The organism is Streptomyces sp. NPDC058955 (assembly GCF_042741435.1).
Classification (GTDB): Bacteria; Actinomycetota; Actinomycetes; order Streptomycetales; family Streptomycetaceae; genus Streptomyces.
The window spans coordinates 1-13,657 of sequence record NZ_JBHYKM010000018.1; the positions used below are offsets into that span (position 1 = coordinate 1).

General features: G+C 75.3%; 12 protein-coding genes. 7 read left to right on the plus strand and 5 right to left on the minus strand.

The features are described from left to right. Window positions 1–112 precede the first annotated feature (112 nt). Genes ACFW1I_RS10240 through ACFW1I_RS10250 form a run of 3 tightly spaced genes read left to right on the plus strand, consistent with a single transcriptional unit; the run spans window position 113 to window position 3,419 of the window. Complete coding sequence (locus ACFW1I_RS10240; RefSeq protein WP_384668302.1) at window positions 113–1,060, plus strand: carbohydrate ABC transporter permease; 948 nt, start codon at window positions 113–115, stop codon at window positions 1,058–1,060. Further along, window positions 1,057–1,959 carry a carbohydrate ABC transporter permease gene (locus ACFW1I_RS10245; protein ID WP_384668305.1) on the plus strand — a complete coding sequence of 301 codons (903 nt, stop codon included), beginning with the start codon at window positions 1,057–1,059 and terminating at the stop codon, window positions 1,957–1,959. Before ACFW1I_RS10240 ends, ACFW1I_RS10245 begins: the two co-directional genes overlap by 4 nt. 59 nt (window positions 1,960–2,018) lie before the next feature. Further along, the gene (locus tag ACFW1I_RS10250) at window positions 2,019–3,419 is read left to right on the plus strand and encodes a GH1 family beta-glucosidase (protein WP_384668308.1); all 1,401 of its coding nucleotides are present in this window, start codon (window positions 2,019–2,021) and stop codon (window positions 3,417–3,419) included. Between the two features lie 16 nt (window positions 3,420–3,435). Here the strand turns inward: ACFW1I_RS10250 and helR are convergent, their stop codons facing one another. Further along, window positions 3,436–5,595: an RNA polymerase recycling motor ATPase HelR gene (gene helR, locus ACFW1I_RS10255; RefSeq protein ID WP_384668476.1), complete on the minus strand. Its 2,160-nt coding sequence runs from the start codon at window positions 5,593–5,595 to the stop codon at window positions 3,436–3,438. A 213-nt stretch (window positions 5,596–5,808) separates the two neighbouring features. Continuing rightward, window positions 5,809–6,090: a hypothetical protein gene (locus tag ACFW1I_RS10260; protein ID WP_384668479.1), complete on the minus strand. Its 282-nt coding sequence runs from the start codon at window positions 6,088–6,090 to the stop codon at window positions 5,809–5,811. A gap of 202 nt (window positions 6,091–6,292) precedes the next feature. Here ACFW1I_RS10260 and ACFW1I_RS10265 point away from each other — a divergent pair, with 202 nt between their 5' ends. Next, on the plus strand, window positions 6,293–6,958 hold the full coding sequence (locus tag ACFW1I_RS10265) for a GPP34 family phosphoprotein (protein WP_384668309.1): 666 nt from the start codon (window positions 6,293–6,295) through the stop codon (window positions 6,956–6,958). 14 nt (window positions 6,959–6,972) lie between these two features. Here the strand turns inward: ACFW1I_RS10265 and ACFW1I_RS10270 are convergent, their stop codons facing one another. Continuing rightward, window positions 6,973–7,569 (minus strand): HD domain-containing protein, encoded by a 597-nt coding sequence (locus ACFW1I_RS10270; RefSeq protein WP_384668312.1) that lies wholly within the window; start codon window positions 7,567–7,569, stop codon window positions 6,973–6,975. A 284-nt stretch (window positions 7,570–7,853) separates the two neighbouring features. On the opposite strand from ACFW1I_RS10270, the gene ACFW1I_RS10275 reads away from it, so the two are divergent. Both ACFW1I_RS10275 and ACFW1I_RS10280 read left to right on the plus strand, forming a co-directional pair. After that, the gene (locus tag ACFW1I_RS10275) at window positions 7,854–9,422 is read left to right on the plus strand and encodes a phosphodiester glycosidase family protein (protein ID WP_384668315.1); all 1,569 of its coding nucleotides are present in this window, start codon (window positions 7,854–7,856) and stop codon (window positions 9,420–9,422) included. A gap of 86 nt (window positions 9,423–9,508) precedes the next feature. Further along, the gene (locus ACFW1I_RS10280) at window positions 9,509–11,494 is read left to right on the plus strand and encodes a SpoIIE family protein phosphatase (protein ID WP_384668317.1); all 1,986 of its coding nucleotides are present in this window, start codon (window positions 9,509–9,511) and stop codon (window positions 11,492–11,494) included. A 15-nt stretch (window positions 11,495–11,509) separates the two neighbouring features. On the opposite strand, the gene ACFW1I_RS10285 is transcribed toward ACFW1I_RS10280, so the two are convergent. Then, a complete protein-coding gene (locus ACFW1I_RS10285; protein ID WP_384668320.1) occupies window positions 11,510–12,346 on the minus strand; it encodes a hypothetical protein in 837 nt (278 codons plus the stop codon). Window positions 12,347–12,454: 108 nt separating this feature from the next. Further along, the gene (locus ACFW1I_RS10290; protein WP_384668323.1) at window positions 12,455–12,850 is read right to left on the minus strand and encodes a hypothetical protein; all 396 of its coding nucleotides are present in this window, start codon (window positions 12,848–12,850) and stop codon (window positions 12,455–12,457) included. Between the two features lie 415 nt (window positions 12,851–13,265). On the opposite strand from ACFW1I_RS10290, the gene ACFW1I_RS10295 reads away from it, so the two are divergent. Next, the gene (locus tag ACFW1I_RS10295; RefSeq protein ID WP_384668326.1) at window positions 13,266–13,622 is read left to right on the plus strand and encodes a YrdB family protein; all 357 of its coding nucleotides are present in this window, start codon (window positions 13,266–13,268) and stop codon (window positions 13,620–13,622) included. The last annotated feature ends 35 nt before the right edge of the window (window positions 13,623–13,657 follow it).

Consider the following 13,657-nt stretch of genomic DNA (forward strand, 5'->3'; position numbering starts at 1 on the left):
ATACCCCGGCGCGGGGCGCCGGGCCCCTCGCGGCGGGGGCGGCTCCCCCCCCCCGGTCCGTCCCTCCGCTGTCTCCCCCCTCCTCCGTGACCGTCTCCCGAAGGGCCGCACCGTGACCCTCACCGCACCGGCGAAAGCCGTCACCGTCCCGCGCCAGCCGGCCCTCCGGCGGGCGTGGCGCGCGGTGTCGCCGTACACGTACGTCGCCCCGTTCTTCACCCTGTTCGCCGCCTTCGGGCTCTTCCCGCTGGTCTACACGGCGTACGTGTCCCTGCACCGGGTCGAGCTCCAGGACCCCGGCGCCATGGAGTGGCGCGGGCTCGGCAACTACACCGCGCTGTTCGGCGACGAGTTCTTCTGGACCGCGCTGCGCAACACCTTCACCATCGGCGTGCTGTCCACCGTCCCGCAGCTGGTGATGGCCCTCGCGCTGGCCCATCTGCTCAACCACCGGCTGCGCGGCCGGACCTTCCTGCGGACGGCGATGCTGCTGCCGTACGCCACCTCGGTCGCCGCCGCGACGCTCGTGTTCGCCCAGCTCTTCGGCCGCGACTTCGGGCTCTTCAACTACGTGCTCGGACTGGTCGGCGTGGGGCCGATCGACTGGCAGTCGGGCACCCTCAGCTCCCAGATCGCCGTCTCCACCATCGTCGTGTGGCGGTGGACCGGCTACAACGCCCTGATCTACCTCGCCGGCATGCAGTCCATCCCGTCGGAGCTGTACGAGGCGGCCGAGATGGACGGCGCCTCCCGGTGGCGGCAGTTCTTCCACGTGACGCTGCCGGGGCTGCGGCCGACGATCCTCTTCACGGTCGTGGTCTCCACGATCGGCGCGACCCAGCTCTTCGGCGAGCCGCTGCTCTTCGAGGGATCCATGTCGGGCGGCATCTCGCACCAGTACCAGACCCTCGGCCTGTACATGTACGAGCAGGGCTGGGGCTTCTTCCACCTGGGCCGGGCGGCCGCGATCGCCTGGGTGATGTTCCTGCTGATCCTGGTGCTGGTCGGGGTCAACGCCCTGATCGCGCGCCGCCGTTCCCGCAAGGAGGCCGGCCGATGACCGCGCTCGCCGACCCGCCCGCCCCGGTCGTCTCCCCCGCGGGACGGCCCCGCGTCCGCCCCCGCAGGTCGGGCGCCGGACGGACCCTGAAGGCCGGCCCGCTGGCGTACGCCGTGCTGATCCTGGCCGTCCTCGTCTCGGCCTTCCCGTTCTACTGGACCATCGTCGCGGCCAGCCGCACCAACGCCGACCTGGCCCAGGTGCCTCCGTCGCTGGTGCCCGGACCCCATCTGATCCGGAACTTCGAGGCCGTCCTCGCCGAGGCGGACATCGGCAAGGCGCTGCTCAACTCCCTCATCGTGTCCGGCTCGATCACCGTCGGCACCGTGCTGTGCTGCACGCTCGCCGGCTTCGCCTTCGCCAAGCTCCGCTTCCGGGGCCGGGGCGCGCTGCTCGCGGTCACCGTGGGCACGATGATGATCCCGCCGCAGCTCGGCGTCATCCCGCTCTTCATGCTGATCGCGGAGCTCCAGTGGGTGAACCAGCTCCAGTCGGTGATCCTGCCTGGACTCGTCTCCGCCTTCGGCGTGTTCTTCATGCGCCAGTACCTGGTGCAGTCGCTGCCCGACGAGTTGATCGAGGCGGCCCGGGTGGACGGCGCCTCCACCGCCCGGATCTTCTGGTCGATCGTGGTGCCGATCGCCCGCCCCGGCATGGCCGTCCTCGGCCTGCTCACCTTCATGGCCGCCTGGAACGACTTCTTCTGGCCGATCGTGGCGCTCTCCTCGCAGGAGCCGACCGTCCAGGTGGCGCTCCGCCAGCTCGGCGGCGGATACGTCCACGACCAGTCGGTGATCATGGCCGGCACCCTGCTCGGCACGCTGCCCGTGCTGCTGGTCTTCGGCCTGCTGGGCCGGCAGATCGTCGGCGGCATCATGCAGGGCGCGGTCAAGGGCTGAGCCCCCGTCCTCCCCCTCCTCGTACCTCCTCCCCTCTCCCTCCCTGGAGTTGCCTCCTCATGACCGCCGTCGACGCCCGCCCCGACTCCCCCGCGACGCTCCGCTTCCCGGAGGGCTTCCGCTGGGGCACCGCCACCGCCGCGTACCAGATCGAGGGCGCGGCCACGGAGGACGGCCGGACGCCGTCCATCTGGGACACCTTCAGCCGGACGCCGGGCAAGGTCCGCAACGGCGACACCGGCGACATCGCCGCCGACCACTACCACCGGGTCCGCGAGGACGTGGCCCTGATGCGCGAACTGGGCGTGACGGACTACCGGTTCTCGGTGGCCTGGCCGCGCGTCCAGCCGACCGGGCGCGGTCCCGCGCTCCAGAAGGGCCTGGACTTCTACCGGCGGCTCTGCGACGAGCTGCGGGAGGCTGGCATCCGGCCGGTGGCGACGCTGTACCACTGGGACCTGCCGCAGGAGCTGGAGGACGCGGGCGGCTGGCCGCGCCGGGAGACCGCCGCGCGGTTCGCCGAGTACGCCGGGATCGTCGCGGACGGGCTGGGCGACCGGGTCGCGACCTGGACGACGCTGAACGAGCCGTGGTGCGCCGCCTTCCTCGGGTACGGCAACGGCGTGCACGCCCCGGGCCGGACGGACGACGCGGCCGCGCTGCGCGCCGCGCACCATCTGAACCTGGCCCACGGCTGGGCGGTGGGGGCGCTGCGGGAGACGCTGCCGGCCGGCGCGGAGGTCTCGCTGACGCTCAATCTGCACGTGGTGCGGGCGCTGACGGAGTCCGCGGAGGACCGGGACGCGGCGCGGCGGATCGACGCGGTGGCGAACCGGATCTTCCTGGACCCGGTCTTCCGGGGCCGGCTGCCGGAGGACCTGGTCCGGGACACGGCCGGGGTGACGGACTGGGCGTTCGTCCGGGACGGGGACCTGGCGGCGATCGCGGCGCCGATCGACTCGCTGGGCCTGAACTACTACTCCCCCACGGTGGTCGCGGCGGGGTCCTCGGAGTCGCCGTCGCCGTGGGCCGGCGCGGAGCGGCACGTGCGGTTCCTGCCCGCGCCGGGCCCCCGGACGGCGATGGACTGGCCGGTGGACGCGGACGGGCTGTACGAGCTGCTGGTGCGGCTGCGCGACGAGCTGCCGGAGGTGCCGCTGGTGATCACCGAGAACGGGGCCGCGTACGACGACTACGCCGACCCGTCCGGGCAGGTGCGCGACCCGGAGCGGGTCGCGTACCTGCACGGGCACCTCGCGGCGGTGCGCCGGGCGATCGAGGACGGCGCGGACGTGCGGGGCTACTTCCTGTGGTCGCTGCTCGACAACTTCGAGTGGGCCTTCGGGTACAGCAAGCGGTTCGGGATCGTGCACGTGGACTTCGCCAGCCAGCGGCGGACGCTCAAGGACAGCGCCCGCTGGTACGCGGACGTGATCGCGCGCGGCGGGCTGCCGTCCTGAGCGTCCGGGCCACCGGTCAGCCGCCGGTGAGGACGACGAGCCGCTGGGTGGCCCGGGTCATCGCCACGTAGCGGTCCACCGCGCCCTCGATGCCCTCGCCGTACTCCTGCGGGTCGAGGAGGACGACCAGGTCGAACTCCAGGCCCTTGGAGAGGCTCGGGGTGAGCGCCCTGACCCGGGGGCGGTCGCCGAGGTCGGGGAGACGCCCCTCGGCGGCGATGACGCAGGCGACGCCGTCGGCGTGCCCGGCCAGCCAGTCGTCGAGGACGGTGTCGAGTTCGGCGGTGGTGCCGTGGTGGACGGGGGTGCCGGAGGCGCGGACCGAGGTCGGCACGTTGGCGTCCGGGAGGGCGGCGCGGATGACCGGCGCGGCCTCCGCCATGACCTCCTCGGGGGTGCGGTAGTTGATGCTGAGCGAGGTGGTCTCGATCCGGTCGAGGCCGATCCGCTCCAGGCGCTCGCGCCAGGTCTCGGTGAAGCCGTGCCGGGCCTGGGCGCGGTCGCCGACGATGGTGAAGCTGCGGGACGGGCAGCGGAGCAGCAGCATCTGCCATTCGGCGTCGGTGAGCTCCTGGGCCTCGTCGACGACGACGTGGGCGAAGGGGCCGGCCAGCGGGTCGGTGGCGGCGGCGGGCAGGCCGGCGTCGTCGACGAGGCTGTCCTGGATGTCCTTGCCGAGCAGCATGGTGACGGCGCCCTCGCCGTCGTCGTCGGAGCGCACGATGTTGTCGATGACGCCGGCCATCCGCTCCTTGCGGGCGGCGAGGGTCGCCTTCTCCCGGCGCTTGCGGGCGGCGGAGCGGGGGTCGCCGAGCCGCTGCCGGGCCGCGTCGAGGTACGGCAGGTCGGACTCGGTCCACGCCTGGGCGTCGGCCCGCTGGAGGGCGCGCACCTCGTCCCGGTCCAGCCAGGGGGCGCACAGGCGCAGATAGGCGGGGACGGTCCACAGGTCGCCGACGAGGTCGGTGGGCTCCAGCATGGGCCAGGCGCGGTCGAGGGTGCCGACCAGCTCCCGGTCGCTCCGCAGGGCCCGCTCGAAGAGGGCCTCGGGGACCTCGCCGCGGGCCTTCTCCGTGAGGAGCGCGACCAGCTCCTCCCAGATCAGTTCGCGGGCCTCGTTGTGCGGGGTGCTGGGGCCGGGGGCGTCGAACGCCTCCGCCCAGTCCTCGGGGGTGACGGTGAGGTCGCCCCAGTCGGTGGTGACGTGGGTCGGCTCGGCCGGCGGCTCCTCGTAGAAGCGGACGGCCTTCTCGATGCCGCGGACCAGTGCGGCGGAGGACTTGAGCCGGGCGACCTCCGGGTCCTTCTCGGGGCGGGCCGCGGCCCCTTCGGGGACGAGGTCGCGGACGGTGCAGGTGCGCACCCCCTCCTCGCCGAGGCTGGGCAGCACGTCGGAGACGTAGGCGAGGTAGGGCTGGTGGGGGCCGACGAAGAGGACGCCGCCGCGGCGGTGGCCGAGCCGGGGGTCGGAGTAGAGGAGGTAGGCGGCGCGGTGGAGGGCGACGACGGTCTTGCCGGTACCGGGGCCGCCGTCGACGACGAGGGCGCCGCGCGAGCCGGCGCGGACGATGGCGTCCTGGTCGGCCTGGATGGTGGAGAGGACGTCGCGCATCCGCTCGGAGCGGTTGGTGCCGAGGCTGGCGATGAAGGCGGACTGGTCGTCGAGGGCCGCGTGCGCGTCGAGGCCGCCCTCGGTGAAGACCTCGTCCCAGTAGTCGGTGATCGCGCCGCCGTTCCAGCGGTAGCGGCGCCGGCTGGCCAGTCCCATCGGGTGGGCGTGGGTGGCGCCGAAGAAGGGCTCGGCGGCGGGCGAGCGCCAGTCGACGAGCAGCCGGTTGCCGGCGCTGTCGGTGAGGCCGAGCCGTCCGATGTAGAGGGGCTCCTCGCCGTCGGCGGAGACGATCCGGCCGAGGCAGAGGTCGAGGCCGAAGCGGCGCAGGGCGCGCAGCCGTCCGGAGAGGCGGTGGACCTCCAGGTCGCGCTCCATCGCCTCGCGGCCCACGCCGCCGGGCGCGCGGCGCACGGCGTCGAGGCGCTCGGAGAGTTCGGCGACGGCCTGGTCGAGGCTCTCCGCGACGGCGGCGAAGTGCTTCTCGTCGTCGGCGATGAGCGCCGGGGCGGCCTTGGCGGCGAGACGGTCGGGAAGCTGGAAGGGGCCGGTGGTGCGGAGCGGCATGGGCACGCGGGGAATCTCGTTTCGGCAGGTGACGGGGTAGATGTGCGATTGTGCGGCATCCGGGGGGCCTTGCCGCAAGGCCCCCCTTGCGCTATACCTTGAACATGGCGGGAGGTGTTCCCGCCTTTTTCTGTGCCCCGGCCCGTCTGCTTCCGGGCCCCGGCCCGTGCGGTTCCGTGTTCCGGGCCCGTGCGGCGGGAGCCGACGGTCGGGTCAGCGGCTGTCGCCGGTCCAGTCGAAGCGGCCCGGGTCGCCGTCCCGCGGACCGTACACCGCACGTCCGCCCGCCCCGTAGCGGCCCAGCTCCGTCTCCAGGACGGCGCCGGCGCGTATCTCCTCGCCGGTCCAGTCGGTCACGTCGAGCAGCAGCCCGTCGAGCGGGCCGCCGACCAGCTCCGCGTAGGCGCGCCCGGGGCGCGGTCCGGGGCGCGGGTCGTCGTGGTCCTGGCCGTAGACCCGGCCCCTCAGCAGTTCCTCGTCACGGTCCCCGCCCATGCCGCCGTCCTTCCCCCTGCCCCTGGCGCTGTCGCTCTGCCTGTCCATGGCCCCAGCGTGACAGCCGCCACTGACAACGGCCCGCCGGCCGGCCCCGTACGGACGTTCCCACCCGCCCGGAGGCAACCGGACGGGCCGTCAGGCCGTCCTCCCGGGCAGAGCCGCCGGAACGTGTCCGGCGCCCCCACCTGGAAGGATGCCGATGACGATCACGCTCGCCGAGGAGATCGCCCTGCTGTCGCTGGACGACGAGTCCGGGGAGGCGAAGGAGCGGCAGGCCGCCTCGTGGGCGGTCGCGGGCGGGATCCTGCTGGACCTGGCGTTCGCCGGGCGGGTGTCGGTGTCCGGCGGGCGGCTCGCCGTCACGGACGAGAGCCCCACCGGGGAGCCGCTGCTCGACGAGCGGCTGGCGCAGATCACCGCCTGGGCGGCGAAGCGCGGCAGGGCGCCGAAGGTCACGGAGTGGCTGACGAGGGACCAGGCGAAGGCCCCGGCGGCGACGGTCGCGCGGCTCTGCGAGCGGGGTCTGGTGGTGGAGGAGAAGCACCGGGTCCTGGGCCTGTTCCCGGTGCGGCGCTACCCCGAGGCGGACGGCTCGGCCGAGCGGGAGCTGCGGGAGCGGCTGCGGGCCGTGGTCCTCGACGGCGCCGCGCCGGACGAGCGGACGGCCGGGCTGGTCGCGCTGGTGCACGGGGCGAAGCTGCACCGGCTCGCGTTCCCCGGGGAGCCGCGCAAGGAGGTCGCCGCGCGGATGGCGGAGCTCGCGGAGGGGCAGTGGGCGACCGACGGGGTCCGGGAGGCGATCCGGAACATGCAGGCGGCGGTGACCACGGCGACGGTGGTCACCCTCTTCGCGGCCACCAGCTGAGCCCGGCCGGGCGGTCAGGTCACGGCGTGGCCGTACGTGGCGGCCAGGGCGTCGAGTTCCGGATCCCCGTAGAGCCGGCGCAGGCCCTGGAAGACGGTGACCTTCTCCGGGCCGAAGCGGCCGATGCGCACCTCGAAGCTGTCCGGGGAGACGAACCGCGGCGGGGTGCTCTTGCTGTGGAACTTGTCGGCGTACATGACCATCCGCTCCTCGGGCGTGACGGGCACGTAGTCGGCCGGCGGGATGGGCAGCCCCTGGGCGAGGACGTCCTCCTGGGTGATGCCGACACCGGTGTGGCAGGAGCAGAAGCGGCAGAGGGCCTCGGGCAGGCCCTCCTCGGCGAGCAGCCGGTGGCCGAGGACGCCGTGGGTGACGTACGAGGTGCCGTCGATGCGTCCGGCGGTGTCGTACAGCCGGTAGACGCCGATGTCGTGCAGCAGGCAGCCGGCGCGGACGAGGTCGGCGTCGACGCCCCGGCCGGAGCGGGCGAGCAGCTGGTCGGCGATGGCGGCGACGATCTCGCAGTGGGTGAAGACGAGTTCGAAGGCGGCGTCGCTGGGGGCGTGCTTCCGGTGCAGCGCCCGGATGTCGTCATATGAGGGGATCTCCACGCCGGAAGGATATCGGGGGCGGGATCCCGCCCCCGACGGGTGCGGCGGGCAGCCGACAGCGGGCGGTCGGGGCCTACGGCGGGCGGCCGGGGCCGACGGCCCGGCGCGTACGGCGCCCGGGTGATGTCCGGCGCCGTGCCCCGCGGTTGCGCGCCCGCCGGGGAAGGGAGGGGAACCGAACCTTCCACGACTCTGCGGCCGGCGTCGAACTCCCGGTCACCCTCCGGCAACTGACGGCGGGTTGTCTCTGTACCCAGGTGCGTTCCGACGACGGAAGGACTCCCATGCAGCGCAGGTCTCTCGCCCTCCTGGCGGCCGCGGCGGTCCTGTCGGCCGCTTCCGTGCCCCTCGCCGAGGCCCGCCCGGCCGTCCCGCGCCACCCGGTGGACGGCGCGGCGAGCGTCACCAGCACGCCGGCGCCGGGCGTGACGCTCACCACCTTCACGTACGGGCGGAAGGCCGCCGACCACCTGTGGACGGTCCAGGTCAACCTCCCCCGGGACCCCGACGGCCCCCTCGCCGGCGCGCCGCTGGCCCTCGGGCCGCACGGGACCGCGCTGCGGGTGGCGGAGGAGGTGCGGGCGGCGGGGTTCGAGCCGCGCGTGGCGGAGGTGACCACCCCGGCCTACGCGGACCTGCGGCCGGGAGTGCTCGGCTGGACGGTACGGACCGGAGGCTTCCCGGACGAGGCCGGGGCGGCGGCGCTCGCCGGCCGGCTCAGGGCGGCCGGGTTCACCGCCCGCACCCGCTACACGGCCCAGGACGGCACCGACGACGACGCGCCGCAGCGCGTCCACGTGCTGCGGATCGACCTCGACGACTTCGGCGGCCGGCTGGAGACCGGCCACGGCCCCACCCTCCACGGCACCGAACGGCTGACCGCCCTGATCGGCGCCACGGGCGCCGTCGCCGGGATCAACGGGCAGTGGTTCTACGACAGCGCCCCCGGCGGCCTCTACGTGCGCGACGGCCGGCTGCTCGGCTCCGCCACCCAGGGACGGTCCGGCATCCGGCTGGAGCGCGGCGGGCGGTCCGTCGCCGTCGACGCCTTCACGGCCCGGGTGACGGTCACGGCGGCCGGGGAGACGGTGGAGGTCGACGGCGTCAACCGGCTCCCGGGCTCGATCTGGAACTGCGGCGGCGTCGGCGGCGACCTGCCGACCGAGCGGCCGCAGCACGACGTCCGGTGCACCGACGACAGCGAACTCGTGCGCTTCACCCCCGAGTGGGGCACTCCCCCGGCCGGCCCCGGCGCGGAGGCCGTCCTGGACGCCCGGGGCCGGGTGACGGCCGTCCGGGACAGCCGCGGCGCCGCCGTCCCGCCCGGCGGGTCGACCCTCCAGGCCACCGGCGACAGCGCCGCCTGGCTGCTGCGCACCGCGCGGGTCGGCGCGACGCTCGCCTTCGACGAGCGGGTGCGGGACGGCCGGGGCCGCCCGGTGCCGATGCACCGCGACACGACCCTCCTCCAGGTGGGCCCGGCGCTGGTCCGCGACGGCGAGGTGGCGGTGAACGCGGTCGCCGACGGCATCGTCCGCGACGGCCCCGACCAGTCCTTCACCTACGACTGGACGGTACGCGCCAACCCCCGGTCCATGATCGGCGTGGACGACCGGGGCCGCCTGATGCTGGTCGTCGCCGACGGCCGCCGCCCCGGCGTCAGCGAGGGCCTGGGCATCGACGGCGCCGCGCGCCTGATGCGCGCCCTGGGCGCCCGGGAGGCCCTCAACCTCGACGGCGGCGGTTCGAGCGTCCTCGCGACGGCGGCGGGCATCGTCAACCAGCCCTCCGACGCCACCGGCGAACGCTCCCTGGGCACCGCTCTCCTCCTGATGCCCCCGCCCTCCCGCTGACGGCGGGCCCGGCGGCGACAGGCGGAGTGCGCGGGGAGCGGCCAGACTGGGCCTGGACCGGGTGTCGAGGGCTGGCAGGGGTGCACATGTTCGATGACGTTCCCTCGGTGCTCGACGACGCCGTCCTCGACGCCGTGTTCCGGCAGACCGAGGTCGGGGTGCACGTGCTCGACCGGGAGCTGCGGGTCGTACGGGTGACCGGCGCGGTCCTCGCCACCCGGGGCGTCGCGCCCGAGGAGGTCCTCGGGCGGCCGGCGGCGCAGGCGTACCGGGTCTTCGGCATCGAGGTGAAGGAGGACGTGCTCCGCGAGGTCCTGGACGGCGGGCCGCCGCTGCGGGACGTCCTCGTGCCCGGCCGCCCGCCGCTCGACGCGGGCCACGAGCGCGTCTACTCGGTGTCCGTCTACCCGCTGCGCGCACCGGAGACGGAGGGGGCGGAGAGGCCGGCGATCGGGCTGGTCGCGACCGTCATGGACGTCACCGAGCGGATCCGGGCCGAGCAGCGGCTGGGACTGCTCTACCAGGCCCGGGAGCGGATCGGCCGGACCCTCGACGTGGAGCGGACCGCCCGCGAGCTGGTCGAGGTGACCGTGCCCGGCTTCGCCGGCTCCGTCGTGGTCGCGCTGACCGACGCCGTGCTGCGCGGCAAGCCGCCCGAGCTGCGGCGCGCAGGCGAGACGCCGCTGCTGCGCTGCGCCGCCGTGGGCGGCTCCGGGACCGTCCGCGAGGACGGGCCGCTGCCGGAGCCCGGGGCGGTGCTGCTGCCCGGGCTGTTCGGCGAGCGGCTGCCCGAGGCGCCCGAGCTGGTGCCCGCGGGCGAGGGCGTCCGGCTGGTGGCGCCGCTCGCGGTCCGCGGGCAGCTGCTGGGGGCGGTGGTCTTCCGGCGCCCGCCCCGGGCCGACCCGTACACGGAGGACGACCTCGCGCTGGCCGAGGGCGTGACGGCGCACACGGCGACCTGCCTGGAGAACGCGCTCCGCTTCACCCGCGAGCACATCGTGATGACCGCGCTCCAGTCCTGGCCGCTGCGCCCCGAGGGCGAGACCCGGCACGCCGTCGAGATCGCCCAGCGGCACCGGCCGGGCGGCACCGGGGCGGGCTCCTGGTTCGACGTCATCCCGCTGCCGGGCGCGCGGGTGGCGCTGGTGGTGGGCCAGGTGGAGCGGCCGGGGCTGAGCTCGGTGGCGACCATGGGCAGGCTGCGGACCGCCGTGTACAGCCTGGCGACGCTGGACCTCGCCCCGCACGAACTGCTCGCCCGGCTGCACCTCGTGACGCAGCGGCTCGCCCGGGAGCAGGGGCGGGCGCACGACCCGGACGATCCGGCGGCGAGCTGCACGATCGCCGTGCACGACCCGGTGACCGGGCTGCTGGAGATCGCCCGGGCGGGTTCCTCGCTGTGCGTGGCGGTCCGGCCGGACGGCTCGCTCGACGCGGACCTGGTGGACGTGGGGCCGCTGCTCGGCGGCGACGGGCCGCCGTTCGCCTGCGCCTCCCACCTGCTGCCGGAGGGCACCACCCTGTGCCTGGCCTCGTCCGAGCGGACCGGCGGCGGGCCCTCCGAGGCCCGCGTCGCGGCGGCGCTGGCCCGCCCCGACCGCGGCCCCCATCCGATGGCGGACGACCTGGCGGCCCTCCTCTCGCCCGAGCGGGTCCTGCTGGTGGCCCGCACGCTGCGGCTGCCGGCCGGCGACGTCGCCGAGTGGGAGGTGCCGGGCGAGCTGTCGGCGGTGGCGCCGGTCCGTCACGCGGCGGAGGAACGGGTACGGGAGTGGGGGCTCGGGGTGGAGCCGCTCACCGTCGAGCTGATCGTGAGCGAACTGGTCACCAACGCGGTCCGGCACGGCGCCCCGCCGGTCGCCCTGCGGCTGCTCCGGGGCGAGTCCGCGCTCACCGTGGAGGTCCGCGACGGCGCGGCCACCGCCCCGCACCTGCGGCACGCGAAGGCCGGGGACGAGGGCGGCCGCGGCCTGCACATCTGCTCGACGCTGGCGGACGCGTGGGGCGTCCGCTACGAGGCGGAGGGCAAGACGGTGTGGGCGGAGATCGCGCTGGACGCGCCGGTGGCCTGAGCCGGTGCCGCCGGGTCAGGCGAGGCCGTACGACCGGGGGGTGAGCGGGGCGGCGGCGTGCGGAGCCGGGGCGAGGCCGAAGCCGTGGTTGGCGGCGACGGCGCGGATGTGGTCGGCCGAGAGGGAGCCGTGCCGTTCGAGGACGAGCACGGGCAGGCCGGAGCGGGTGTGCCCGGCGGTGCGGTGGAAGGACACGACGCTGACGGCGGTCGGCCGGTGGAAGGGATGGCGCCGGCGGGCGGCCTCCTCGTCGGCGTGCGCCAGGATCCTGACCTCGGGCTCGGCGCCGAACTCGTCGGCGAGGCCGTCGGCCCGCCAGTGCGCGGCTTCCTGGGCCCGGCCGGTCGCGTCGTGCGAGCGGCCGGCGGAGGCGACGGCCAGGAAGTCGCCGCCGGTCCGCGCGAGCGCGGCGCCGAGGAAGGCGTGCGAGGGGCAGCGGGTGCCGGGCACCACGACCTGGACGGTACGGGCGCCCTCGTCCGTGCCGACGAGCGCACCGGGCACCCGGTCGGCGGCCGGTCCCCGCAGCCCGATCGGCCCGAGTCCGAGCAGTTCGTCCATCAGCGACCGCACCTGCTGCCGGGGCACGCCCTCGGGGAGGCGGGTGAAGTCGAAGGCGGCCGGGATCCGCTCGGGCACGGTCACCAGGCTCGGGGTCCGCTCCGCGGGGCGGCCCTTCATCCGGTTGACCCGCTCGACGGTCTCCCGGTCGGCACGGAAGGTCAGCGCGTAGACGTTGCCGAACCCGTGCGCCACGGCCCGCCCCGCGGCGAGCGCCCCGGCCGCCTCCCGTACGTCCTCCGGGTCGTCGAGCACCCAGGTCCTCACCGCCGTGGCCTGCTGAACGCTCACGGAAACCACCTCCGCGTCCTCACGTTGTGATCGTTGTCATGCGTGCAACGACCCAGCGCTGCCGGGGTCACCTCCGCCGCCCCTTCGGCGCACGCGCCCCTCCCCCGGTCACGACACGTGCACGGCCACCGCGCAGAGCCCGTACCCCTTCGCCACCGCCGTCCGCCACACCCGCGGCGGCCCGTCGAGCACGGACTCCTCCTCGTCCGGGTACCAGAGCCAGTCCCGCGCCTCGGCCGCGGCCCGTTCCGCCGCCGTGAAGGCGAAGGCGCGCTCCACCGCCGGGAGCGCGGCGGCCGCCTCGGCGGCAGTGAGCAGGAAGTTGCCGCACCAGCCGGGGAGGAGCGCGGCGCGGGCGGGGCCGAGGGCGTGGAAGAGGGAGGAGACCGCGTACTCCTTGGCGTGGACGGAGAAGAACACGTCCTCCTCGTCGAGGTCCTGGTCCCAGACGTCGTCCACGACGCGGAAGCCCGGGTCCAGGACGCCGCCGCAGACGTCGTCCACGGCCGGTCCCGGGCCGGTGAGTTCGTGGAACGCCTCGATCGCCGCCGGGTCGGGCGGCGGGGGCCCGGACGGCGACGCGGCCGCGTACCAGGTGCGGTGGTCGGGCAGGGGTGCCCGCTGCCACGCCTCCCACCGCTCCCGCGCGCCGGGCCGTTCGCGGTCCGCGCGGAGGGCGGGCAGCAGGCGGGGGGCGAGGGACGGTGGTGTCCGGGTGGGCGGTGACGGCCCAGGCGCTGGTGAATCCCATGCTGCGGAAGGGTAGCGAGGGGGACTGACAGCGGTCTCGGGGGCGGGAGTTCACCGAACTCGGTGGGCGGCTACGGCGGATGGCCTCTACGATCACGTGTTCGCCTCGGGGTGTGGGCCCCGGGGCTCCGTCGCGCACGGCCGGGTGCCCCCGGCGAGAGGACGTCCTATGAGAACCGCGCACGTGCTGAACGATCTCCTGGCCTTCCTGTGGGAGATGCTCGCGCTCGGCGTGCTCGCCTGGTGGGGGTGGAACGCGGTCGACCCGGTGTGGCTGCGGCTGGTGACGGCCGTGGCGGCGCCGGGGGCGGCGGCGACGCTCTGGGGGCTGTTCGCGGCCCCGAAGGCACGGTTCCAGGTGCCGCTCGCCGGGGTCCTGACGGTGAAGACCCTCGTCTTCGGGGCGGCGGCGCTGGCCCTGGCGGGGCTGGGTCACGGCACGTGGGCGGTGGTGTTCGGGCTCGTGGCGGTCGTCAACACGGCGCTCGTGACGGTGTTCCGGCGGTCCGCCTCCTACGGACACTGACGCCCGGCCGCGGCCACCCTCTGCGGTGACCGCGG

Coding starts and splice junctions, on each gene's coding strand:
- ACFW1I_RS10245 (WP_384668305.1), top strand. CDS start 1,057: ATGACCGCGCTCGCCGACCCGCCCGCCCCGGTCGTCTCCCCCGCGGGA.
- ACFW1I_RS10250 (WP_384668308.1), top strand. CDS start 2,019: ATGACCGCCGTCGACGCCCGCCCCGACTCCCCCGCGACGCTCCGCTTC.
- helR (WP_384668476.1), bottom strand. CDS start 5,595: ATGCCGCTCCGCACCACCGGCCCCTTCCAGCTTCCCGACCGTCTCGCC.
- ACFW1I_RS10260 (WP_384668479.1), bottom strand. CDS start 6,090: ATGGGCGGGGACCGTGACGAGGAACTGCTGAGGGGCCGGGTCTACGGC.
- ACFW1I_RS10265 (WP_384668309.1), top strand. CDS start 6,293: ATGACGATCACGCTCGCCGAGGAGATCGCCCTGCTGTCGCTGGACGAC.
- ACFW1I_RS10275 (WP_384668315.1), top strand. CDS start 7,854: ATGCAGCGCAGGTCTCTCGCCCTCCTGGCGGCCGCGGCGGTCCTGTCG.
- ACFW1I_RS10280 (WP_384668317.1), top strand. CDS start 9,509: ATGTTCGATGACGTTCCCTCGGTGCTCGACGACGCCGTCCTCGACGCC.
- ACFW1I_RS10295 (WP_384668326.1), top strand. CDS start 13,266: ATGAGAACCGCGCACGTGCTGAACGATCTCCTGGCCTTCCTGTGGGAG.